Source organism: Nitrospira sp. M1, from assembly GCF_965152605.1.
Genome location: NZ_OZ224217.1, coordinates 3,272,353 through 3,297,494, shown reverse-complemented (window position 1 = coordinate 3,297,494; position 25,142 = coordinate 3,272,353). Strand labels below are relative to the sequence as shown.

Sequence of the window (25,142 nt, the reverse complement as noted above, 5' to 3'; positions counted from 1 at the left end):
GTGAAGAGCCGGACGACAATTAGTCTCTTGCAATCGTTTTCATTATTTATGATGATGAAACTGTTGGCAGCACAAGAACAGGGCACCATGCCTGATGCATGACGCTTTCAGTTGTGGTTCCGAGAAGGGCATCGAGGAAATTCTGGTGACCGTGTGTGGTCATGACAATAAGATTGAAGGCCTGCTCAGCATCTTCGAATAAAATCTCGTCAGCGACTTTTCCTCTTCTGATCGTGGTATCCCATGTCCATCCGGGCTGATCCGGCAACTCGACCTTCGGCATTTCTTCTTCACATCCAACATGAAGTAACGTGAAGGCACCTTCAGGATTTCCTAATGTGTGAGCCATGGCCGATGCCGCGTCTATTGCAGGCTGTGGATCGGGAGTCGATGTAATCGGAATGAGTATACGGTTTAAGGTGACGGCTCCATCAAGCGGCAAAACAAATCCTTGGCACCCTGGCGGTACCACTAAGGTCATGACTCCAGACTCGGATGTAATGGCTTCAGCGATCCCGTAAGAAGATCGAAAGCAGAAATCATGTTGGTGTTGAGTCGTAAGGACAATCAGGTCAGTATGTTTGTCGCGAAGATATTGTAGAATCGTGTTCTTTGCGTTTGAGGTAAACGCCAAGATTTTTTCAACATGAAACCCAAGCTCTTCACCTTGATTCCTTTCCGGCTCACCCAATTGTTTTCCCCACTCTGCGAGGGTTGTTCGAACTTGCGGGAAGTCGTTCCAGGATTCAAGAATATTTTCCTCTTTGCGTTGTTCGCTACGGAAAATTCTCAATTCGGCACCAGTGACTTCAGCCATTTTCAGCGCGTGGACAAAGGCCAACGTACTTTCAGCAGAGCAGTCAGTGGGATGGAAGATACGATGAAGATTTAATGATGGGAGGGTCGTTTTTTTGTCGAAGACCGAAGTCTTGGGACTGTGTGTTTCGAGGAAGCGGGATTCAGTTTGTGAAGTGAGTTGATCTTTGAGGCTGTTCATATTCGCGCTCCTTTGATTTTCAGGGCTCGAAAAACTTCTTTTTAATTCACAGCCGCAATTGGCCGGCTCACTTATCACATGAAAAGTGCTGAGAGGCATATTTCTGTAAGGCTTTGTAAGTCTCCAAAAACTGCTGTTCGTGTTCGTCACGTTGAGGGTCAGTTGCAGTGACCTGATTTTCTACGTCCACAGTTTTCTGTTCTTCTTCTTTTTCTTCAATCATGCTTCCTTCTCAATCATGCGAAGAGTGAACATCGGATCATTTCATTAATTAACCAGAGATCTGCTTTTGGTGAATACATTGAATGTATTCCGTATTTCAGTAGGCTTGTTCATGGTTATAAGAAATTTCATGTTCAGTATGAGAGCAAAGGGTATACCAATGATTTACTCATACATGATGCGTGTTTCAGTGGTGAAAAATAAGAGTTTTTCTGAAAGTATTTTAGTAGAAGACGTTGTGTCGTTTCGTGAATTTGTGCGCATTTGCTCGAATCATTTGGTGCGAAGTAGCGTAAAGCATGGTCCTAATATGATCTATGCAATGAAAATTCACAGTAATTGATGACTTAACGTTGAAATGTCAAGGCTTAGGCGTCGATTCTCAAAACTCTTTGATGGAAATTCAAGTAAAGTATTTTTGTAAAATCGTATCGACGCTAAGGGCTGAGATGGTTCAGACGATTCACTGGTATTTTGAAGCGTTTTGCCTGGATGTTTTTTGATATGAAGGCGTGCGATTACGTACTTTGTACGCAATTGAAAATCGCACAGTCCAGAGGAGCCATTGATGTAATGAGGGGAATTATATTTTTAAATATATGAAAAATATCACTATTTTAGAGTTCGTTTGATCCTGGATAATTTGGTATCTACCTTGCTCAGACAATAAGTTGTCAAGAGAGTTATTCATATTTAAAGAGGTATATGTCACATGGAAGCGTTTACACTCATACTCCTGATAACCTGGGCGATCATGTCGAGAATTTAAGTTAAGTTTGCCCTCTTCGTTCCCCTTTTTTTGTGATTCGGCAGTTGAATAGACAGACAATGTTACGTTCATTCAATACTCAGCACACTCTTCACCATTCTGGGAGTGTTGAATAATGCTGACATCGAGCTGCAATATTCCTCGAGCACGTGTTGGATGTCAGAAGCCTCGGGTCGGTTCAAAAAAGTCCGTCCAGCAAGGCCACAGCCATTTTGACGCGCGGAGCGTACTGGTTATACGTGAGCACGGCAAAATGGCGAGAACGCCGCTGGCGGCTTTTTTCAACAGACCCATTCTCTATCTTCATCATCTTCCTTTGAGCCGATCGTCATCACGTTTTGATCTAGATTGATTATCAAGCCACTTTCGACCTTGCTAGAGCTGTTCCGATTAACTTCCGTATGTACGAAGTGTGCTTTTGCGCTGTCTTGGCTACCTTTGATCGACATGTTAGGAAGAGACAGGTTTCGACGTTGGCTGCCTATATTCTCGATGCTCCCCGGTTTAGGCAATGATCGTAGATAAGGTAACCTTTTGGAAGTTATTTTGTTTTGCTTTAGACGTAATTGTCGACGGTAGGGTCAGTCGGATTTGGAGGAGGACGCTGCTACTGCTTTCTGCTCGATAATTTGTACCGCTTTTTCCATGGTTTCATTAAAGTGCGTACAGATATGATTCTCTTTGAGTCGAGATAGTTCATTCAGATCCTCAAGCACCTGCCGAGTTCGTGGGGACATACCGGCGGTCAGTACCTCCACTCCACGACTATTCGCCGCTTCGATTAAATCGCCTAATGCATAGGCGCCCGATAAATCTAACTCATCCAGCCATTTGCACCGGATGATGAGGACATCTTTTCCTTCAAGGTGTTCGACGGTTTCATTGAGCCAATCGATGGCGCCAAAAAATAATGGTCCATGAGGTCGGACAAAGACAATGCGATCTCGAACAATGTTCTCGAATCGACCACTAATTTCTCCTCTATTTTCCCCATTGAGGCTCATTTGTCGTGCATGGTCTCGTGCAAAGGCAAAAATCAGATCTTCTTCTTCTTGCTTCACATCGTCATTCCGTCGGTCGAGGTCAGCGATATACCGATCGGCCTGATCTTTGACGAAACGGAAAAATGCGGCGGCCAGTCCGATGGCCATGGCCGAGAGTAAATTCCAAAACACTGTCATGAAGACGACGAGCCCAAACACCAAGAGATCGGATGTGGGCAAGCGTCGAATCACGGGCAGGACCCGCATATCTAAAATGTCATATCCAGCCTTCAACAGTATGCCCGCCAAAGCCGAGAGTGGAATCGAGGCCGCCAGAGGGCCAAGACCCAGTATGAATGACAGTAAGACGAGCCCCATCGTTATCGAAGCTAATCGTGTGCGTGCTCCACTTTGAATGTTGACAACACACGGCATGGTGTTGGTGGCGCCTCCTAATCCACCGACGAGTCCGGAAAACAAATTGGCAGAACCTTGCGCGACGAGTTCGCGATCGCTGTTGTGATGGGTACCGGTCATGTTGTCAACAATGAGACAGGTTAGCAGGCTATCGAAAATACAGAGGCCGGCGAGGGCGGCAGCCGGGACAAATGCGGACTCAAGGAGCGTTAGATCAGGTAGATAGAGAGAAGGAAGACCTGTCGGGATATCACCAATTGTTGGAATATCTAATCCTAATGCAACAGTTGTGATGGTTCCGGCCAGTAAGCCAATTAAGGGGCCAGGCAACCAGGGGACCGGCGAAATTTTCGGCCACGCGATGACGAGCAGTAAGGTGAGCATTCCAATTCCCACTGCTGCTGGTGAGGCATGGGTGAGACTCCAAGGCAATTCCGTGATGGCAGCCGTAATGCTCTTGACTCCATCAAGGCCGAGAAAGGGATTGAGTTGAAGCAGCATGTATAAGATCCCTAGGCCAGTCATGAATCCTGAGATGACGGAATACGGGGTAAACTTAATAAACTGTCCGAGTTTCAAGAGGCCTAACACAATCAAGATAAAGCCGGCTAAGGCAATCGTCGTAAAAATAAAGATTAAGTCGGGAGTGCCATCAGATGTTTGATGGGTCTGGGCAATGGTTAGGATTTGAATGGTAATTGGTCCGGTTGGTCCGCCCACCGACCAGGCGGATCCACTTAAGGGGCCGGCAACAAGGCCTGCCGCAACTGCGGACCACATGCCGGCAATAGCTCCAAGTCCAGACGCGACTCCGAACGCCAGAGCCATCGGAAGTACCACCATGGCCACGGTGATGCCTGCCAACACATCTCCCCGTACATGGCTACCGAGCCCTTGGAGATTTTCTTTGAAATTAAAATCTTTGAGGTATTCGCGTATGCGTTCCATTAATGGATCTATCAATTTCTATTCATCGAATAAGTAAAGGTGGAATAGGTTTCTTAATTGTCCATAAAAATATGTTCGACGGTCACCAAAAACGTGTTAATACACTCGCCATTGCTGTCAGCGTATGCATTGGTGTGGTGCAAAAACGCTGAGATTATATAGGAAATAAATGATTTTCTACAATGAAGGACTCAGATTGATCGTATCTGTGAGCGATGCATGCCTGATGAGTCAAATTGTTTTCGATGCTGTCCAGTTACAGTATTGCCATGAAGTACCGTGTTGATTGATTCAATGTTGACCCAACATTGACGTATTTTCATCTGCACCGTACGTGGAGTATCACATATGCGACTGTCACAGATAACTTTTTAACACCATGGCGAGGGTGAAGATACATTCCAAAATTCGACACCATTCGGTGACATATGGCCCAACGGTATATCAAGCATGGATTGAGAGTGAGGAGTCTGAGAATCGTGGTTTTGTACCAGTCCGGCGCGGGAGCAAGAAAGTTTTGACCAAATGCGGTAAGAAACGGTGATGTCATGAGGGAACCTTTGCCGAGGAGTGTGCGTTGCCTGTGCGAATGCCTTTAAAATTTTCCTTACAATTAAAGCCCTTGAGATAGCCACGAATGTCTTGAGCAATCCGCTCCATTCACTCCCCTCTCATCTAGCCGCAAATAACTTCTTCATATGTATTGAATCTTTCTATTCCCCGTAGCTTGCTGCGGGGTTGCTGAACAAAAGGAAGAGTATGAGAAACCGTAGTTTCTCAAGCAGAAGAATTCTTCCACTGAATTCCCTGTCCGCTTGCGGCGGGATCTTTTATAGGAAAAGTCAATTCTCTGGCATGTCTAGATGGCATTTCGCAAGTCACATGCCAGAGAGTAGATGAGGAGTGCAGTTGGGAAAGTTTTCCAAATTATTGGGAAATTGTTACATCTTTCAGCATGAACGACCTTGAGTTGTGAATACACTTCTCAAGAGAGGGAGAGGGTATTGGGCGAAATCGTACGGTGTCTCCTGTGCGAAATTGAAATGAGTGGGAAGAAGAGGAGGGGTATCTACGATGGGCATCTCTTGAACGTCCATCGTCAACAACGACAAAGAGCAGATGGAAAAGTTAGAACGTGATCGTCGCCATGGTATACACATAATTGCCATCAGCGGTCCCCGGGCTCTGTAGTACTCGATCAAAATAGGACCTTTGAAGAATCGGGTATGGCTCACTTCAACGGATGAATCTTGTAAGCCACTACACCTCCCCCAATTCCAGTTGGTCCATATTCCGCGCGGGGTTTCGCGAATAAGAAGTCGCAATTTTTCATGGTTTGGGATCTCCTGAGGAATAATCAAAGAGATAGGCAAACCGCAATGGCCAAGCTGTCTTGAAGTTATAGCTGATCTCGCCGTGGTGTCGATGTGCGAAGTGATGCGTGCGGCCGACTTTTCTAACTTGGAAGGTCGATTCTCTCTCATAATCAAATTGTTCTTGAGCAGGCAGTGCGAACACCCGAAATCCTACAGTCGAATTGTCACGTTTTTGCAGATGGTTTCCCTCATGCAGTTGAAAGAGATACAGCTCTCCGTTGGCTCACGGAATATGACGACTCGAAATGGTGCTCAGGCGGTCAAAGTCGCCCGGAAACTCTTTGGAATGATTGTCAGCTCCGAGTGCAATCCCGCTCCTTGGTAACGCTGCGACAAAAGAAGAAGGATTGACAGAACTCCTCGTTGAATGTGTTGCATCGTCTCTTTACTCTTGGGCAAGTCGTTCGATGTTGTTCATCGTGGCCTGCGCAACGACCGTGTCTCCGCGAAAATCTAATATCAGTTGTGGATGATCTGAAAATTCGATGTAGAGGATTGAGAGGGAAGACAATGAACTGTGCATTCATCCATGTAGATGGACTTGATATTTCACGGTAAGGAGACGCATTGGCATGCATGCCCAGGCATAGTTATCGCTTCATATCAAGCCTTGAATTGGGGTGTCGTGTAATAGGAAGCAGTCAGCATGTGTGAAAAAGAGTGCCAATTCACACTTGCTTGGTGTGCATCATCGCACGTTGATTGAATGCGTACGCATGTCCCTGACTCTGAATGACGAACAGGAAAAACAAAAATCCTTGCAGGCACTCATGATTATTGGCGGTAGAGTCTCTATCTTGCTGGACGGTTTTTCGAGTATAGACTTTGCATTTTACGGAGCGTATAGCTTTGCGCTACGTCTGTGTGCTGTGGCGTGGAGATCCTTCGAAACGGTCCCTCTACATATTCAATGCCCTTGAAAAATTGAGGGTTTGTTTATCATTTTCTCGATACTAGGCCATGGTAGACTTCATTGTAAAACGGTATAATCGACTATGATGAAACGCATCACCGTGTGTTCTGATACGGATCACGACGTGTTGATCGTAGTCATGAGGAGTAGGTGATTCTGACAATAAGCCACAACGTTTTGGGTCGAAGTTTTGTCTTGTTTATTCATTTCGAACACTAAGGATTGCTATGCGTGCAACGATTTATGTCACTGATGATGAACAAAGTGTGTGTTCTGCATTAAGTCGTCGATTGACCAGGCATGGGCATTTAGTGAGAAGCTTTCATTCGGGTGAATCTCTTCTTGAGGCCTTGGATTATGAAGTTCCGGACTTACTTTTTTTAGATCTTAAAATGCCAGGGATGAATGGACTTGAGACATTGCAGCGGGTTCGGCAGACCATACCTAAAACGTTGGTGGTGATGTTGACCGCGTATGGGAGTGTTGAAGATGCGGTGGAGGCGATGCGTCTAGGTGCCTATGATTTTTTAATTAAATCCGTTGATTTCTCTACGGTTGAACCAGCGTTGAATCGAGCGCTCAAATTTCTGGAGTTGAGATTGCGTATTGAGTACACCGCCTTGGAAAAGCAGCGTCAGTACTCCTGGGATCATGTGATTGCAAAGAGCTCAGCCATGGGACCCATCGTCGAACAACTGCGGTCCTGTATCGAAGAGGAAACGGCGTTGCTTTTTTTGCAGGGAGAAGTAGGAACTGGAAAAGAGTTTTTAGCGCGAGTGTTGCATTATAACAGCGCCAAACATCTCGGCCATTTTGTCGCGGTCAGTTGCGCCAAAGTCGATGAATCCTTGCTTGAGCAAAAAATATTCGGGTATGAACGGGGAGCGTTTAGTGGGGCAAGTCAAACGATGCCCGGAGCCCTTGAATACTCAGACGGCGGGACGCTGTTTATTGATGAAGTCGACCGTCTCCCGCTTGCCATACAAGGATCCTTGGCTGAGACCATTCAAACCCGCACATTTTGTCGCATGGGTGGCAAAGACCATCTGCCTCTGAATAATTGCCTTGTCATCGCTAGTACGATTCCATTAGAGCAAGCCGGCGACACGCAGGTGTTTCATCCGGCTTTACTGTCATTGCTCAAGGACAATCAAGTCCCCATTCCACCGCTTCGGGAACGTAAAGAAGATATTATTCCGATGACGATGAAAATAATTTCTACCTATGGAGAGGAAATTGGTCGCCCGAAACTCGACATCGATTCTTCAGTTCCGCCGTTACTGGAAAGTTATACATTTCCTGGGAATATTCGAGAGTTGGAGGCCATGGTCAAGCGGGCACTCTTATGTACGGAAGGCCCCATTCTCAAGTCACTGGACTTTTACTCGCAAAGTTCACGTGATTTTGAAGGAGAACTTTCTTCAAGCACCGTTCGACTCAATTTCGAACTTGGTCAACACAGCTTATCGGAAGTTCAAGGCCTGGTCGTTCAGGAAGTGCTACGATTAGTGAATCAGGATAAAGAGCAGGCGGCTCGCTATCTTCAGATTTCTGTTCAAACGCTTGAAGCGCACATTCAATTGCTTGATACTGTACCTTAAGAGGTAAGAGTATGTATCGTGTGAGGGGTACCGATATTTTCGTCTTTCCCCTCTTGTCGCATTTACCTGATGCCGTTTCCTCCAGCAATTCTTAGTGTTCTGTATCTGGAAACCCCATTCATCAAAACGTCTCGGAGCTAAGCCGGTATCCTTGCGGTGCTTGGCACTCCTTCTTGTGAGTCGGAGTGCATTTCACACTCGAAGATTCGGCAGTGCGATCATCCCGCTCGGCACGTTAATCTTGCGAAATTTTTGGTTCGGCGTAGCTGGGTTCTGCATAGCTTTTGAAATACAACAAAATATCCCGAACAGAGACGATTCCAATAATTTTCCCGGCTTCGCTGACGGCTAAATGACGAACTCCGCACTCACCCATTAAATCATTGGCATCTCGAACGGTTTTCGTTGACTCGATACTCACGACCGGTTTTGTCATCACGGCCTCGACGGTCAGGCTTGAGAGGTCTTTTCCTTCAGCTGCAGCTTTTCGTACCACATCCGTTTCGGTAACAACCCCCACATAATCATTATTGGATGTGACAAGCAACGACCCAATTCGTTCGTCACGCATTTGACGAGCGGCCATGATGAGTGATTCGCTTGCCTCAATCGACTTGATGTTTTTTTTAATAATTTCCGCTAAGTCTGACATTGAAACACCTCCTTATGATGGAATCTGAAAGGCATTGAGAAATATGAGGACCATCCAACCCTCTTTACTCTTGCCGGAATTCTCAGGAAAAGCTGCCATGCAAGACCAGATGTGGTCCTCATTGTATCACTTTACTCTAGGTTGTAGAAGTAGAAGAAAAAGAAATTGATGGTGTTTTTGCCTCAACAGTTGCTTAGAAGTGTAGAACATGAGCGTTCACCTTTGAGAGCGTGGTGGTTTAGCACTTGCTGTCATCGGCGAACGCACGACTTCTCACCCCATCTAGGCTCGAGAGAATTGGAACGCAGCTGAGCGCGGCGCATTGTTCTCGAGTATGGTGTTGCGCAAACGTTGAAGTCAGTTTGATGAGTTGTTACCGTGTACACATTTTCAATACGATGTGATGCCCAAGCAGACGGGCCAGCGTATGACGATGGATGAAATGGGTTTGTACACCGTCGAGAACAGAAAAATCACGAAAGAAGAGTTTTTCTACACGATGGGTGACTGTAGCTAAGGAAGCATGTGTGATATTTCGTGCTCCCCTGGTTTACTTTGCATGGGGGAGTATTTGGGCTATCGAAGGAGGGTAGTAGTATGACTAATCATACTGTGGTCTCGCACGAACAATGGGTTGCCGCACGTAAGGAGCTGCTGGCCAAAGAGAAGCAATTTTCTCGACTGCGTGACGAGCTGAGTCAGCAACGTCGGGATCTTCCTTGGGAAAAAGTTGAAAAGGAATATGTGTTCGAAGGCACAAACGGGAAAGAGAGTTTGGCTGATCTTTTTGATGGCCGAAGCCAACTCATCATCTACCATTTTATGTTTGACCCTGATTGGGATGAGGGCTGTAAGTCGTGCTCATTTCTTGCCGATCATTATGACCGGTCAATTATTCATTTGAACCATCGTGCTGTCACCATGGTCACCGTATCGCGTGCTCCACTCGCAAAGCTAGAAGCATTCAAGAAACGTATGGGATGGCATTTTGAATGGCTGTCTTCATTAGAGAGCGACTTTAATTGGGACTATCAGGCCTCCTTCAAGCCAGAGGACATAGAGAAGCAGCAAGTCTATTACAACTATGAGACCGGGCGCTTCCCAGTGAATGAAGGCCCAGGAGTCAGCGTGTTTTTCAAGGGGCAATCTGGGAGTGTTTTCCACACCTATTCGTCATACGCTCGTGGTCTCGATATGTTCATCGGCGCGTATCAGTTACTTGACATCGTTCCAAAGGGCCGAGATGAAGCGGGATTCAGTTACGGTATGGAATGGCTGAGGCATAAGGACCGCTACGACGATATTCATTTCGTGGATCCGTATGCAAATAAACTGTGAACTGGAATTGGCGAAAATGCTGTCTTGATTCAATTGATCTTTTCCCTCTCTTGCGCTTCTGCTATGAGCAGAGAGACGGAAATTCCTGTAGAGGTTGAACCTCGTTCGATATTAGTCTGATACATAGGATTTAGAAAATGCTCTTGCTTGTCGACATACCACGAAGATTGCTTTGGCCAGCAGATCGGCTTGTGTTGGCTCTGCTTGTATTACTGATGCTCAACGCCTGTGTGGGGAAATTTGAGACGAAGCCGAGGCTCACTGAAACGTGTCAAACCGATTGGCAATCGGGTATCGATGCCTCGGCGCTTTCCGATTCAACAACGACAAACGGTCTGCATGTGTTGGTTTGGAACATTCATGACCGTCTGCTTGGGGAATCCAATGTGTCCAAAGGAGGGCATACGGAGGAAGAAGTGGCATGTATCGGCGACCTTGCCAAGCACTATAACCTGGTACTGTTTCAAGAAGCCTTCGTCCGGCCCGCGCAAATTGCTCGCTACACGGGTCATGCCTGGGCTGATCATCCGGTCTTCGAAGAAGGGGGCGGTGGCGATTGGTGGCCGCTTCGAGTTTTTTGTGAAATTTGCCTGAGCCCTGGCCTACTCATGTTGGCCGGAGACGAACCTGAACTTGTACATGCCGAACCCTATGAAGCATTTGCGGGATGGAATACGAAACTCAACAAAGCCGATAACTTCTTTTCGAAAGGCTTTCAGCTCGTCAATTTCGGGAACTTTTGGGTGCTCAACAGCCACATGGATTCTGGGAGGGGCCAAGACAGCATCGATGCCCGTGTTCTGCAATTCCGTCAAATCACCGAGGCATTACAGCGGTTGGTTCCTGAAGACGCGTCACTCTTCATTGGTATGGATTCGAATCTCCGACCGGAAAATGAAAAGCAAGATGGTAAGATTTTGAAAGAATTTCTCGCATCGAATGGGTTAACCCTCGTGCGTCAGATCGGCCCAGACTTGATTGCCGTCAGAAATCTTAGCGTCGAAAATCCGCAAACCCTCCCGCTAAAAGACGTGCTCAGTGATCATAATGCGTTGTCGGTGATCGTGTATCCATAATATCATTAATCAATGCGCGTTTAGGCCATGACGTTGCCACACGTGTTTTCACTTCGATGCAGACGAGTGATTAGTATCGTCTCATCAGCCTTACCGATGATGATAAATCAAAAACTTGGGATAGGTTTGTGCGTTATGCTGATAAAGCATGGAGCCCTTTCGACTATGTGTGCCTTGCCGTTGCTCACAATCGCAACATTCGAGAAGCCTTTGCCTTTGATCGTCATTTTGATCAAATGGCCAACGCAGGATTGATTCGTCTCCCATAAGATGAGCTGAAAATGTTCCCGACACTGACGGACAACCGAGGGGATGGTGATGTATCTGTCAACGGGAAACAGACATAGCAATAGGTAATATCGCATTGACGAAAGCGCTATATGAGCGATTCAATGGCATGAGCCAATGTGAAGCACAGTTAGCCTAAGACTTGCTGTAGTAAAGATTGGTAAATTCTTATAATGCTAGACCTGCCCCCAAGACTGTTCTTGTCGTAGCCGAATTTTATTGACGCAATCCAAATGCTATAGCCGTTCCAATTTACTTCCGTCTGTACGACGTGTGTTTTTGCGCTGTGTACATGATGTAAATTCGGGTGGAAGTTATTTGGTTTCGCTATAGTTCTGCACGAGGATATAATTGATCATACGATTGAATCTTTCTTTTATCCCTTGAATTAAAAGTTTCAGCCATACTCTTCGTCATCTACATGACTTATGGTTCGAAGCGTTCCGACGTTGGCATGCTTCAAACGTACTTAGTGAAATTTGTGTTTCCTGCTGTAGCAACGAATATTTGATTGCTTATGCCTCCAGTTAACGTTGTTTCTGAAGAGGTATAGAAGAGGCCAATGTAGATGGAATGATGGTTTTCGCTCACCTGTGCACGTGCATTTCCGCTCGTATTGTAGTGTGTCATTGGTCGTCATTTTGTTTGTGGTGCTTATATCTTAATTTATAAACAAAAATATTACGCTGTCATCAAATATAGCTGGCATTCCAGTTGCAAATATTTTGTCAGGATTCAGTACCTACAATTATTTTTAGAATATAGCGAATCCGAATAAGTTCCAGTTGAGGCATATCAACTAGCCTCGCGCGATTCAATTGTTAACATAGAGGAAAGTTGTGCCCGCCTGGATGACCTGCATACGATTGACGGTTCAATATCGAAGGGTCAATCAGAAGCCAGTAGGTCGACATGTAACTGATTCGGCATAACTTAAACGGCTATAACTCTCTACTCATGCAGGACACTTTGGAGGGTTTGTTGTGAATAAACATAAATCGACTGGCTTCCAAGGTCCTTTTGCCCATAATGGTTTGGTGTCTCAATCCTCTCATGGGTATTCAGATGAGAGGGTTGAGAAGGGATATTCTCCTGCAGTCTTGATTGTCGACGACGACCCTGATTGTCGTGAAGTCCTTCGTCTGCCTCTCGAGCATCAAGGGCTGAGGTGTCTAGAGGCAGAAAATGGAAAATCAGCACTTGAGATTATTCGGAAAAATTCGATCGGTTTTATTATTACGGACTGTCACATGCCAATTATGAATGGTTGTGATTTTCTTGAACAACTTGCACTGGAAAATCCTCATCCTCCCCCGGCAATCTTGATTTCTGGAAATCTTACGGGCATCATTCAAGAGAAAGCCTTTAAAGCCGGAGCGCTATACATTTTCTCGAAGCCCTACGATCCTCAAAATATTTTATTCCTTGTTTTAAAATTTATTAAGGTAGCGTCTTAAGGATAAGAGCCTCGACGCCACCTCACCTCCCTTTCAAAGAATCAGAGTCAATCTTTTTCGCATCTCATTCTCTCCTGATCATTTGGAGTGACCAAAGAATTACCTTCGACTTTGCTCTACGTTTAGATTTCCTAACTGCCATGTGTAAACCGCACAATTCTGACACTCAACCCCAGAAAATGATAAGGCATGATTTCTGCTATTTGATCATGTATGAGAAAAAGTAAGCTTGTTTGGAATTTTAATACGCATCAGCGATGCAACCGTGCGAAATTACAATGAGCGATCTGTTTGAATTCGACCTTTTGTGCGTTGGGAGCGGGCCTGCCGGTCATCGAGCGGCCATACAAGCCGCCAAGCTCGGGAAGCGAGCGGGAGTGATTGAGCGACGGCAATACGCGGGAGGCGTTTGTGTGGAGCTAGGCACCATTCCCAGCAAAACTTTTCGGGAGGCCGTGCTATCCTTTATGGCCACCAACCACCCTTTTTTGCAACAAACAGGAACTCGAAATCGTCACCGTCCATCAGCGGCTCAACTGTTTTCCCGTGTGAATTTCGTCAGGAGCCGAGAAGTTGAAATGGTTGAAGATCAGCTTTGGAGGAATAATATCGAACTTATTCTCGGTGAAGCCTCATTCAAAGATGACCATACTCTCGTCATTACCTCAGAAAACGCGACAAAAACCGTTACTGCAGAGAACATCCTTATTGCCGTGGGAACCATGGCAGCTTCTCCTCCAGGTATCGCCGTGAATGGTGAAAACATTGTCACCAGCGACGAGATGGTCTGTCTCACGAACCTACCCAGGAGATTAGTGGTTGTCGGAGCGGGCGTGATCGGAATGGAGTACGCGTCCATGTTCGCAGCACTCGAAATCCACGTGACCGTGGTAGATAAACGGGAACGATTATTGGAATTTTTGGACAACGAAATCGTCGAGGAGCTTATGCATCAAATGAGAAATCGGGATGTGACCTTTCGGATGGGAGAAGCCGTGGAAACGGTGAACATTACTGAAGGCCCTCCCAGGCAAGCCGTGATTCAGCTTGAATCTGGCAAGCGGATCGTGTCCGATATGGTCCTGTATTCCGCCGGGAGAATCGGTGCAACTGATCGATTGAACCTGGAAGGGGCTGGACTGACCGCGGATGATCGAGGTCGCATCACGGTCGACGAAGAATTTCGAACGAAAGTCCCACATATCTTTGCCGCCGGGGACATCATTGGATTCCCCAGTCTTGCGGCTACATCTGCGGCACAAGGAAGACGAGCCGCGTGTCATGCGTTTGGAGTCAATGCCGGTCCCATGGATACACACTTTCCATTCGGCATTTATGCGATTCCCGAAATTTCCATGATTGGTGCGCATGAGCATGAACTGACAGAGAAAAGAATTCCGTATGAAACTGGGGTGGCCCGCTATAAGGAAATCGCGCGAGGACAAATTCTTGGCGATGACAGTGGGTTTTTGAAAATGCTTTTTCACCGAGAGACCCGGAAACTACTCGGAGTTCATGCGATCGGCACCGGTGCGACGGAACTCATTCATATTGGACAAGCGGTGCTGGAGTTAGGGGGTGGTCTCGACTATTTTCTTGACCGAGTCTTCAATTATCCGACACTTGCGGAATGTTATAAGGTTGCCGCGCTGAATGCCTATAATAAGCTGTCACAATAGGAGAAAGGTCTGACTCTGGCTATGACCGTTATCGAAAGACCCCAACGCCGCAATAGTTGTAGAAACGAACGTGCAGCAAAGAAAAGGTAAACGATTATTCTATATAAGGGAGTTCTTACCCAGCATTGCTATTTTGTCGATTGGTACGTTCATCCATGAACCTCTCTCAACAGTCCAACAAAGGGTCCAACCTCGAGGGTAAGGCGATTTCTACGCCAGTCGGAACGCGGCGGGGGTTTTTTAAATGGGTCACGGGGCTGTCCTCTGCATTCATCGGGCTGTCTCTTGCTATTCCCTTGATAGGATATGTCATATCTCCGGCTCTCACGCGACGGAAAGCGTCTTGGATGCCGGTCGGAAAAGTCGAAGATCTTCCTGTGGACGCACCCAAAGATCTTGACTATGCCGTCACCATACAGGATGGCTATCTTGAAACGCGACAAACCAAGGCGGTTTGGGCCCTGAAACATCCGGATCAGACGGTAACGGTCTTTTCTCCGATTTGTCCGCATTTGGGGTGTGGCTATCATTGGGATTCCCAAGATCAAAAGTTTAAATGTCCATGTCATGGAAGCGTGTATGACATAAATGGCAAGGTATTGGGCGGGCCCGCACCTCGGCCTTTAGATGTTTTACCATCCAAAATTGAAAACGGTGAATTACTGGTCATCTACAAAGAATTCAAATCCGGGCTTTCCACACAAGTTGAGTTGTAACTGATGGCTTTGCGTCTTTATCAGTGGTTGGATCGTCGGCTCAAGCTGAAATCTCTTGGGCACACGCTTCTCGATGAACCCATACCCGGCGGTGCGAGCTGGATCTATGTTTTTGGATCCGCCACCTTGTTTCTCTTCCTCTTGCAGGCAGTGACAGGCATGTTTTTGGCTTTGTATTATGCCCCAACGCCTGATCATGCTTACGATTCGATCCAATACATCGAACACGAAGTCTGGTTTGGCTGGTTTGTGCGCGGATTGCATCACTGGGGTGCTTCCGCGGTCATGGTGGCAGTCGGGCTGCACCTTCTTCAAGTGTATCTCTATGGAGCCTACAAATCTCCTCGGGAAGTCATGTGGATGGTCGGCATCATTCTTTTCCTGATTATGCTGACTTTCGCCTTCACCGGATACCTTCTCCCGTGGGATCAGACCGCTTACTGGGCGACTCAGGTAGGCATCAACATGATGGGAACCCTTCCCATCATCGGAGGTTTTCTTGTTCGAGTCCTCCGTGCCGGGGAAACGTTAGGCGCGCTGACCCTCTCCCGGTTCTTTGCGATACATGTGCTGTTTCTTCCGGCTCTGATGCTCATGGGGGTCGCAATGCATCTGTTCATCCTTCGGCGAGTCGGTCCAGCTGGTCCATGGAGTACCGAACAAGCACAACAGAGAAGTGAACCCTTTTGGCCTTGGCAGGTCTATATGGATGCGGTAGTCATGGTTGGCCTCTTCCTCCTGCTTGCCGCTCTGGCGTACTTTCTTCCCTTCCCTTTGGCGGACAAGGCCGATCCTGCGGATCATTCGTTTGTGCCAGTCCCAGAATGGTACTTTTTGTTTTTCTATCAGTTACTGAAATATGTCACTGGCCCATTGGAGCCAGTGGCGACTTGGATTCTGCCGACCCTCTTTATCTTAGCGCTACTATTCCTTCCTTTTCTTGATCGTCGACCGGAACGACGTCCAACGAAAAGACCACTCGTGATGGTTACTGGAATTGGATTTCTGATCATTGTGTTCGGTCTACTTGGCATTTCCTTAAAGAACTTGTACGCTATTCCAAAGTCCGACCCGTCGGTTGTCCAAGGTCAAAAACTATTTGCCCAACATCATTGTGCGGCCTGCCACAGAGTTCATGGAGAAGGGGGCAAGGTCGGACCAGATTTATCGTTTGTCGGCGACCGGAGACCTGATCGGGATTGGCATCTCCGCCATTTTACTGATCCTCAATCGGTCTCAGCAGGATCCATCATGCCAAAATTTCACCTGTCGGACCAAGATAAAAACAACCTGGCCAGTTATATGTTAAGCCTGAAAAAAGGCTAAGCCATTTCTTCAAGATCACTTCAACATCCACGTATTCTTCTTCATTTTTCCGTTAACTTTTACTGGTGAGCGAGAAACGGTATCACTCATCTAATAACGTTGATCCGTGATACGCACGACTCTTATCGACTTCTTGGATGAAAGGCAATATTGCTCCACCCCACGACTTAGCCTCAAGCGTCACGCATTCATGTTTTCTCTGATTGTAATGCAATAAATCCCATGAGTAAGGTTTGCGGATAGTTCGCTCAAATCACCCACGTATGAGACAGTTGTGATCTCATTGCCAATCCGAGCTTCTACCTCGATAAGGGCGGGCGTTTGATATGGAATACCCTAATTTTTATAGAAATCTCTATAAAAATGAAGAATTATCAAGTCATCGCACTATCGACCCATAAACTATATTCTCGTGACACACAGACACTCGAGATCAGAACGTCTGGAAGCAAATGACCGTGTGACATTATGACACTGCTCATCAACTTATTTTCTGTACAATCGTCTCATGCTTGAAATGGTTTCTTAGTGAATTAAGCCCATAGTGCAACCGATAGTCGTGGACATAATAATTCATGGTTGCCTTCAGCGTACTGACCATATCCCATTTCGGTTCCCAGCTAAGCAACTGCCTTGCTTTTGTAATATCAGGAATCCTTCTATCTGAATCTTCGTACCCTTTCCCATAAAATTCTTCGGAGGATATCTCAATTATTTCAGGAAGATCGAAAGATTCCTGTTGCCAAAAGTTATTGGCATAAATATCTTTCATCAACACCGCTAAATCTTTAATGCTTGTTTCATTGTGTGGGGAGCCAATATTGAAAATTTCTTGATCACAGATTCCATTGGGATTCTCAACAATCCGATAGATGGCATCAATCGCATCGTCAATGTAGGTGTAGCAGCGTTGATTGTGCCCCCCATCCACGAGTTTCATCTGGCCCCCATTGATCAAGGCGTCCATAAAATAGGAAAACACTCGTGGGATGCCATCTGTCTCACTTAATAGATAATCAATTTTGGGGCCAATGAAGTTAAATGGGCGGATGATACTATACTTAAATCCATCTTCCAGACCATAGGCGTGGAGGACGCGCTCAAGAAGTTGTTTTGCTGACGCATAAATCCATCGGTGTTTGCCGATTGGGCCAAGGATGAGATTGGTGCTGTCTTCGGAAAAGATCGCATGTGCTGGATCAGAAGGGTTATTAAGATTTGCATTCAAAAAGCTTGCTGGGGTTTTCCCGTACACTTCACACGTCGAAAATTGTACGAGGCGCTTTTTGAGCTTTCTGCATGCCTTCGCAATCTTCAGATTTTCGGTAAAATTTAAGTCAAAGACTTCTAACGGCATTTTGACGTAAAGCCCAGGGTTCGCATAGGCGATCAAATCAATCACGAGGTCAGAGTCTTCCACGAGTTTTTCCAAGCCCCAGTTTTCTTCACGAATATCTTGCGTGAGCATCGTTAAGCCAGGATGACCAAGTAATTCCAAAAGCTTATCGTCGTAATAGTCGACCACAACCACCGAATGGTTCTCTAGCAATAATCGCTCTGTGAGATGTGACCCTATAAACCCAGCTCCACCAAGACTTAGAACCTTCATTCGAGGCCTCCTCGTTAAGTATTCCACTCGTATCATGGAAAAGAAAAAATAGAAATATTCACATTCTCACAGCATCGCTTGTACCGAAATGGTTCGATCTTTATAGGGGACAGACTTTCCTTCCATAGCCAATGATTGTACTACCTTCTTTCGAAAAAAGATCGTATTCGTAATAACATAGCGTTGCCATAATCAACCTACCTCACGACTCAAGCGAGACATCCATTCTAAGCCACGCCTCTGCATCTAGCCCTGCGACATTTTGTGGCCAGCAATAAAATCAACGGCGGCAACAATGTCATGAAATTGCTGGAATATTTCTTATGCAATGTATTGAAAAAACGTGGGGACTGTTCGGCGGTCGATGCGAGACTCAAAGTGCTGCAGCTTGAGCTGCAGCACTTGGCCAAAAACTGGATGGTGCTTGTGCCGGAGTAGAGAGACATGCGCTCAACCCATCTCGCCCTGAGTTTAGTAGATGGCGTATTAACACACGACTACAACGCTAGTGAGTTACAGAAGAAACTTTCCATGCCCCTAGATGGGTGGCCACTTTGTACCTGTGGAACAAGATGGATTTCATTGTGTCAATCGAGGAACGCAGACTGATACCCTTTCGAGGGGTTAGGTTATGAAAGGTTATTCGGGGATACCGAATCAAAGCCATATTTGAGTAGGAGTTTTTGTATGCGAGGGCTTGCGATATAATCGAAGAAATCTTCCGCAACATTTATGGCTGCCTTCCGACAGGTCCACACCACTGCTTGCCCCAACTGGACCGGTATATGTCTTCCGGCTGGAGCTTCATCAATAATTCGCACTTGCGGGTTATTGATCGCATCCGCACGGTAGATGATGCCTAAGTCCGCCTTGCCCGTGTGAATCAAGTTCACGATATCCTCGGCGTGCTGGGCATAGAGAAGACTGGGTCGAATCTTATACGCGGGATCGAGATTGGTGAGTGCCCGAGCCGTGATTTCTCCCAGCGACGAAGCTTTTGGATGGCCCAGAGCAATACGAGTCGTCCGATTAGGCAGTGCCTCATTAAAAGAGACCGGCATGACTCCAGAGCTTGATGACATGACGAGCACGAGAGATGTTTGTGCGTAGATCCGTGGCCCTCCGTTGAGAGTCAGTTTCTTGTCTTGCAGTGTTTGGACTTCCTCAACCGACGCAGGGAGAAACACATCGAATGGGGCACCCTGTTCAATTTGTCGGCGAAGTATTGGCGACGGTCCGTACACGACCTGTAGAGTCGCACCATATTCCTTCTCGAACATCGGGACAATCTCTTGTAATGCCGCCCTTAAGCTTGGGGCGGCCCCAATTTTCAGATCTTCAGCCTGAACAGACTCGCTCGTTGCCATGATGCTTGCAAGTCCACCTATGATAGCTAGAGTAATTCCGAATTTACGAATTCCCGCCATTCTGCACCTCTTCCTGACCCGTTCATCAGAGGGTCTGCCCAGTCAAATGAATAAATGAGACTGAATCAATCTTCATGAGATAGATCCTGAGGACTGATTACTGTGCGTGTGCAAGCAAAGCCTAGGAAGTTTTCTCTGATATTGATCTCATCCCACATAATGAGTTGATTGCCTTTCCCAACCGATACTTCATCACCATGCCAGTTTCCTTCATGGCGTCGTGCATCTAACTAAAGATAGGGACCTGATAGATCAATTCGTTCTGTTGAATGCAAATGATCTATTGCCTTGATCCCAGCTAAACGTCGATACGAATGAACTACATTGCAGTACCAGCAAAATCAATGCCTATTGTCGGATGCAATAATGTAATGAAAGAAACCGCTTTAAGTTGACCTTTCTAAAGAATTCTCCACAAATTCTTCTTTAATCAACTGACTCGCGCCTTTGGCGGAATTGTGAAATTGCGCACAGTGCGCTCAGTGCAAAAGTGCGAATCTGCGTTTTTCATGCGTTATTAAAACTTGAGACATAGAGTTGGTCGCGACGATGCTGCGCTAAGTAACGTGCATGCATCCTGTTCTGGCGTACCTGGATGTCGCGGCAATTTGATTTGGTAAGAATTTTGCTAGTCGCTAAAGTGAATAGTTTGATTCGCAGATGATATCTCGGATCACAGAAAACAAAGTAGTCGTTTAGGAAAGTGGCGTCCAACATGGAAGAAACTCAAACTGTTTTTTGGAGTCTTCGCGCATGAACAAGCTCGTCCTCATTGCCTTGCAACGGCCGTATACCTTCGTCGTCATGACCATTCTCATCGTATTATTGGGGGTCCTAACGGTGCGGCACATGCCGACCGATGTCTTTCCGAATATCACGACTCCCGTTACTTCCGTGGTCTGGATTTACTCCGGTATGCTGCCGCAGCAGGTGGAAGGACGTATCACATATCTGTTCGAACGTTTTTTAACCTCGACGGTGGAAGGCATCAAGTACATCCATAGCCACTCTTACTTCGGCAGCAGCATTACCAATATTTTTCTCCAGGACGGAGTTGACGTGGGGAGGGCCGAAGCAGATATCGTGGGCATTGCGCAGAATGTCGTCAATGCCCTGCCGCCCGATATTTCGCCGCCCATGGTCATGCGTCTTGCTCCATCCTCTATACCGGTGGCCATGCTTCAAATCAGTTCCGACCGCATGACGCCCGCGGAGCTCTACAACCTCGTCTATATGAGGATCCGCCCTCTGCTTGTGACGGTGCCGGGGATCGTTCTGCCTCACCCCTATGGCGGCCAAGACATGCAAGTCATGGTTAACCTCGATCAGCAGAAATTGCTCGCTCGTAACCTCACGCCGGCGGACATTCACAAGGCACTCATGCAGCAATACCTGATACTGCCTTCCGGCGACGTCAAGATCAAGCAGACCGACTGGATCGTTCAGACGAATGCGTCACCGTTAAAGATTGAAGATTTCAACAATTTTCCGATCAAGCGGGAAGGCAATGCATTCGTCCACTTGCGCGACGTGGCGACGGTGCGCCTCATGGGTCGGGTCCAACAGAACTCAGTGCTGGTAGATGGAAAACAGACGGTTATTCTTGTTGCCATGAAGAGTACGGAGGCCTCGACCCTTGACGTCGTCGATGGGATTAAGGAGATGATCCCGCGCGCCGAGGATATCTCTCCGGAGGGCGTGGAGATCAAGCTCCTTGACGATGCCTCAACGTTCGTCAAGGAATCGATCGCAGACGTTTTGCATGAAATGCTGCTGGCGGGGGCACTGGTCGGCCTCATCGTGCTGTTGCTGCTCGGCTCATGGCGGGCCACGATCATCGTCTGGACCTCAATACCGCTGTCCATTCTGACCGCTATCATCGGTCTGCATCTGCTCGAAGAGACCATCAACGTTATGACCTTGGGTGGTTTGGCGCTGGCCGTCGGCATTCTGGTCGACGATGCGACCGTGATGATCGAGAATATCGATCGTCATATAGAAATGGGCAAACCGCTTGAACAGGCCATCATTGATGCCGCTAATCAGATCGTTGTCCCGACACTCGTCGCTACTCTCTGCATTGCGATTGTCTGGCTTCCGCTCTTCGGACTCGGCGGCGTCGCCGGCTACCTATTCAAACCCATGGCGGAGGCGGTCATCATCGCGATGATCGCTTCCTTCATCCTGTCGCGCACACTAGTGCCGACCATGGCGAAATATATGTTAAAGGATAACCATGTCCCCAACACATGACCCGCCTGGACAGCCAGGCACGGAATCATCGCGGAACGTTTTCGTCCGCTTTCAAAAAGGATTCGAACGCCGCTTCAAGCAGTTCCGTGATCGGTACGGTACGCTGCTCGAACAGGCGATCGCCAATCGCAACGCCTTCGTTACGATCACGCTGGCCATCGCGGTATGCTCCTCTTCTCTCTTTTTCTTCCTCGGGCGCGATTACTTCCCCGAGATCAGGTCGGGCATCATGACGATGCATATGCGGGCGCCGCTCGGGACGCGCATTGAGGTTTCAGGACGCATTGCGACGCTCGTTTCCCGGAGTATCGAGGAGTTGCTGCCTGGCCAGGTCGAAAACATTGTCAGTAATTGCGGCCTGCCGGTCGGACCGCACAACCTTGCGTTCATTCCGACGCCGACGATCGGTTCCCAGGATTGTGACTTGACCATTCTCTTGAAGAATGACAAGTCGCCGGTGTGGGATTATCGGCGCATTCTCCGCAGGGGCTTGAGAGAACGCTATCCGGGAACCGTATTCACGTTCCAACCGTCCGATCTGACGGCCAAAATTCTCAACTTCGGCGCGCCTGCGCCGATCGATGTGCAAGTCAACGGTCCGGACATGTACCCCAACTACGAGTACGCTCGCAAATTGGTGGGCAAGTTTCGCGAGATTCCTGGTGCCGCGGATGTGGTGATTCAACAGACGATGCGCACGCCGACCCTCATGGTCAACGGCAACCGCACGTTCGGACTTGGCGTCAACAGATCCTTGAAGGAAATAGCGGACAATCTGCTCATGACGACCGCCGGAAGCCAACAGGTCGACCAGACCTATTGGCTCGATCCCAGTACCGGCATGTCGTATCTGATCAATATCTATACGCCGCAGTCGCAGATCAACAGCGTCAATAGTCTCAAAACCATCCCGGTCGAGTCATCGAGCAATTCTTCGAACGATAAGGGTGTGCAGCTGCTCGGTAATTTGGCTGAGATTTCAGCGACGGGAACGCCAGGTGTCGTCACGCATGGGAACATTATGCCGCTATTCAATATTTATATATCTGCAGAAGGGCGCGATCTCGGTGGTGTGTTGAAGGATGTCGAAAAGGTTGCCAAGAGCATGGAGGACGAGATGCCACGCACTGCCAAACTCGAAATCCATGGCCAGGCTTCGCTGATGCACGACGCCTATTTTGAGCTGATCTTCGGACTAATCTTCGCGGTCGCGCTGGTCTATCTGCTGATTGTCGTCAACTTCCAATCCTGGCTGGATCCCTTCATCATTATTACAGCTCTGCCCGGAGCACTGGCGGGTATCGCGTGGGCGTTGTTCCTGACCCACACACGACTTTCGGAGCCCGCACTCACAGGCGCTATCATGACCATGGGCACAGCGACTGCCAATTCGATTCTCGTCGTGTCCTACGCGCGTGAACGTCTGCAAGAACATGGTGACGCGCTGCGGGCCGCAATCGAAGCTGGCGTGACCCGCTTTCGTCCGGTGCTTATGACGGCGTTGGCTATGATCTTCGGGATGGTTCCCATGGCGATAGGATATTCCACGAATGCGCCGCTAGGTCGTGCTGTTATCGGTGGTTTGCTCGCTGCCACCCTCTTCACCTTGTTTTTCGTACCCTGTGTCTACGCGATTATCTATAACGGGCGAGCGGTACGCCAGAAGGGCGATGCATAAATGGGTAAGTTTCTCCATGGAAAGCTAGTGGTCATCTTAGCGATTTTTCTGTGCGCGCTTTACCTGGGCTATCGGTTTTATGAGAGCGAAAGCGCTTCCGCTGTGTTGCGCGAACAGACGCTCGAAGACTCTATCTCCACTGTGGCGGTCATCAATCCAACACCGGTGCCGCCGACCGAGACCATTACGCTCCCCGGTAATGTTCAGGCGTGGTTTCAGGCGCCGATTTACGCGCAGGTCTCGGGCTATGTGAAGATGTGGTACAAGGATTACGGCGGGATAGTGAAAAAAGGCGATATCCTCGCCGAAATCAATGCGCCGGCCCTCGACGCCCAATATGCGCAGGCCAAAGCGGATCTCAAGTCGGTGAGCGCGATCTATGACCTCGCCAAGATCACCGCGGAGCGCTTTTTGGCGCTGCGCAAAAACCATGCGGTGTCCGAACAGTCGATATCGGTGAAGGTGGCAGAGGCGAAAGCCGAATTGGCAAAGGTGAAGGCAGCGGAGCAGAATGTCAGGAATTTTGAGGCATTAATTCGGTTCAAAACGATCGTTGCGCCATATGATGGTATCGTGACCGAGCGCGGTATTAATGTCGGTGACTACGTCAACAAAGAAGGCACGATCAGTACTCCCGGCTCAGTCAGTAATCTCTTTACGGTGGCAGACGTCAGCATGTTGCGTCTCTTTGTCTCTGTGCCAGAGTCGTTCGGACCCTTTCTCCAGCCTGGTATGACGGCCGACGTGACGGTGCCGCAATTGCCCAATCGTCATTTTACCGCCAAATTTCTGACCGTCGCCCGTGGATTCGACGTCAGCACACGTACCGCGATCACCATCTTCACGATCGAAAACGAGGACCGCGCCCTCTGGCCCGGCTCCTATGCCGAGGTTCACCTCACGGCTCCGGTTGACAGGAATGTCGTCACCATTCCGTCTACCGCGTTGGTGTTCCAGGAACACGGCACACAAGTGGCTGTGGTGACGGAAGATGATCGAGTACATATGAAGCCGATTACCGTGAGCAAACTTCTCGACAGCGCTGTCGAAGTGGCAGAGGGGATTTCCGTCACTGACCGTATCGTTAACAATCCAAGCGCCGCGTTGCTCGAAGGTGACACGGTGCGCATCGTGACGCCGGCGCCCGGTTACGACATGCTTGGGACAGATGCGCCTGCGCCAAGGGAGTCGCCGGCGCCCATGAAAGCACCAGGAGCTATGGAGGGACCCTTGCCACATGAGATGCCCGCTCCCATGAATCCACCCGCGCCCATGGAGTCACCGGCGCCCATGGAGGTTCCCGCACGCAAGAAGGCACTAGTGCCAAAGGAAGTCTCCGCGCCTAAAAAAATTATGGCATTAAAAGAGCAATCTTCACAATGATCGTGGTGGACTCATGATGTGCGAACAAGTAGGA

The 25,142-nt window shown here is 48.0% G+C and carries 17 protein-coding genes and 1 pseudogene; 10 read left to right on the top strand and 8 right to left on the bottom strand.

What is annotated here, in order from left to right; all coding sequences use genetic code 11:
* Nucleotides 1-46 precede the first annotated feature (46 nt).
* The 5 genes from ACWHX8_RS14895 to ACWHX8_RS14875 form a co-directional block, all read right to left on the bottom strand.
* Nucleotides 47-997: a universal stress protein gene (locus ACWHX8_RS14895; protein ID WP_447968918.1), complete on the bottom strand. Its 951-nt coding sequence runs from the start codon at nucleotides 995-997 to the stop codon at nucleotides 47-49.
* Between the two features lie 67 nt (nucleotides 998-1,064).
* The gene (locus ACWHX8_RS14890; protein ID WP_447968917.1) at nucleotides 1,065-1,220 is read right to left on the bottom strand and encodes a hypothetical protein; all 156 of its coding nucleotides are present in this window, start codon (nucleotides 1,218-1,220) and stop codon (nucleotides 1,065-1,067) included.
* A gap of 1,349 nt (nucleotides 1,221-2,569) precedes the next feature.
* The gene (locus tag ACWHX8_RS14885) at nucleotides 2,570-4,336 is read right to left on the bottom strand and encodes a SulP family inorganic anion transporter (protein WP_447968916.1); all 1,767 of its coding nucleotides are present in this window, start codon (nucleotides 4,334-4,336) and stop codon (nucleotides 2,570-2,572) included.
* Nucleotides 4,337-5,665: 1,329 nt separating this feature from the next.
* Entirely contained in the window at nucleotides 5,666-5,890 is a 225-nt protein-coding gene (locus tag ACWHX8_RS14880; RefSeq protein ID WP_447971922.1) for an alginate export family protein, read from the bottom strand.
* Nucleotides 5,891-6,097: 207 nt separating this feature from the next.
* The gene (locus ACWHX8_RS14875; RefSeq protein WP_447968915.1) at nucleotides 6,098-6,235 is read right to left on the bottom strand and encodes a hypothetical protein; all 138 of its coding nucleotides are present in this window, start codon (nucleotides 6,233-6,235) and stop codon (nucleotides 6,098-6,100) included.
* Nucleotides 6,236-6,852: 617 nt separating this feature from the next.
* On the opposite strand from ACWHX8_RS14875, the gene ACWHX8_RS14870 reads away from it, so the two are divergent.
* Entirely contained in the window at nucleotides 6,853-8,226 is a 1,374-nt protein-coding gene (locus tag ACWHX8_RS14870) for a sigma-54-dependent transcriptional regulator (RefSeq protein ID WP_447968914.1), read from the top strand.
* A gap of 235 nt (nucleotides 8,227-8,461) precedes the next feature.
* On the opposite strand, the gene ACWHX8_RS14865 is transcribed toward ACWHX8_RS14870, so the two are convergent.
* Nucleotides 8,462-8,878, bottom strand: coding sequence for a CBS domain-containing protein (locus ACWHX8_RS14865; protein ID WP_447968913.1), 417 nt, complete (start codon nucleotides 8,876-8,878; stop codon nucleotides 8,462-8,464).
* Between the two features lie 597 nt (nucleotides 8,879-9,475).
* On the opposite strand from ACWHX8_RS14865, the gene ACWHX8_RS14860 reads away from it, so the two are divergent.
* The 6 genes from ACWHX8_RS14860 to ACWHX8_RS14835 all read left to right on the top strand — a co-directional run bounded on the left by ACWHX8_RS14860 (nucleotide 9,476) and on the right by ACWHX8_RS14835 (nucleotide 16,758).
* Entirely contained in the window at nucleotides 9,476-10,216 is a 741-nt protein-coding gene (locus tag ACWHX8_RS14860; protein WP_447968912.1) for a DUF899 domain-containing protein, read from the top strand.
* Between the two features lie 137 nt (nucleotides 10,217-10,353).
* Nucleotides 10,354-11,292: a hypothetical protein gene (locus ACWHX8_RS14855; protein ID WP_447968911.1), complete on the top strand. Its 939-nt coding sequence runs from the start codon at nucleotides 10,354-10,356 to the stop codon at nucleotides 11,290-11,292.
* 1,271 nt (nucleotides 11,293-12,563) lie between these two features.
* Nucleotides 12,564-13,037: a response regulator gene (locus ACWHX8_RS14850; RefSeq protein ID WP_447968910.1), complete on the top strand. Its 474-nt coding sequence runs from the start codon at nucleotides 12,564-12,566 to the stop codon at nucleotides 13,035-13,037.
* Nucleotides 13,038-13,315: 278 nt separating this feature from the next.
* Nucleotides 13,316-14,716, top strand: a complete 1,401-nt coding sequence (gene sthA / locus ACWHX8_RS14845; RefSeq protein ID WP_447968909.1) for a Si-specific NAD(P)(+) transhydrogenase — start codon at nucleotides 13,316-13,318, stop codon at nucleotides 14,714-14,716.
* Nucleotides 14,717-14,871: 155 nt separating this feature from the next.
* Nucleotides 14,872-15,432, top strand: coding sequence for a QcrA and Rieske domain-containing protein (locus ACWHX8_RS14840; protein ID WP_447968908.1), 561 nt, complete (start codon nucleotides 14,872-14,874; stop codon nucleotides 15,430-15,432).
* A gap of 3 nt (nucleotides 15,433-15,435) precedes the next feature.
* Nucleotides 15,436-16,758, top strand: a complete 1,323-nt coding sequence (locus tag ACWHX8_RS14835; RefSeq protein WP_447968907.1) for a cytochrome b N-terminal domain-containing protein — start codon at nucleotides 15,436-15,438, stop codon at nucleotides 16,756-16,758.
* 481 nt (nucleotides 16,759-17,239) lie between these two features.
* Here the strand turns inward: ACWHX8_RS14835 and ACWHX8_RS14830 are convergent, their stop codons facing one another.
* A complete protein-coding gene (locus ACWHX8_RS14830; protein WP_447968906.1) occupies nucleotides 17,240-18,367 on the bottom strand; it encodes a bifunctional UDP-4-keto-pentose/UDP-xylose synthase in 1,128 nt (375 codons plus the stop codon).
* Between the two features lie 264 nt (nucleotides 18,368-18,631).
* Between ACWHX8_RS14830 and ACWHX8_RS14825 the strand changes: the two genes are divergently transcribed.
* Nucleotides 18,632-18,805, top strand: coding sequence for a hypothetical protein (locus ACWHX8_RS14825; RefSeq protein ID WP_447968905.1), 174 nt, complete (start codon nucleotides 18,632-18,634; stop codon nucleotides 18,803-18,805).
* A 191-nt stretch (nucleotides 18,806-18,996) separates the two neighbouring features.
* Here the strand turns inward: ACWHX8_RS14825 and modA are convergent, their stop codons facing one another.
* Nucleotides 18,997-19,734 (bottom strand): molybdate ABC transporter substrate-binding protein, encoded by a 738-nt coding sequence (modA, locus tag ACWHX8_RS14820; protein WP_447968904.1) that lies wholly within the window; start codon nucleotides 19,732-19,734, stop codon nucleotides 18,997-18,999.
* Nucleotides 19,735-20,547: 813 nt separating this feature from the next.
* Here modA and ACWHX8_RS14815 point away from each other — a divergent pair.
* Together ACWHX8_RS14815 and ACWHX8_RS14810 are read left to right on the top strand one after the other, a co-directional pair.
* Nucleotides 20,548-23,725: pseudogene (locus ACWHX8_RS14815) on the top strand (efflux RND transporter permease subunit).
* Nucleotides 23,726-25,108, top strand: a complete 1,383-nt coding sequence (locus ACWHX8_RS14810; RefSeq protein WP_447968903.1) for an efflux RND transporter periplasmic adaptor subunit — start codon at nucleotides 23,726-23,728, stop codon at nucleotides 25,106-25,108.
* Nucleotides 25,109-25,142 lie beyond the last annotated feature (34 nt).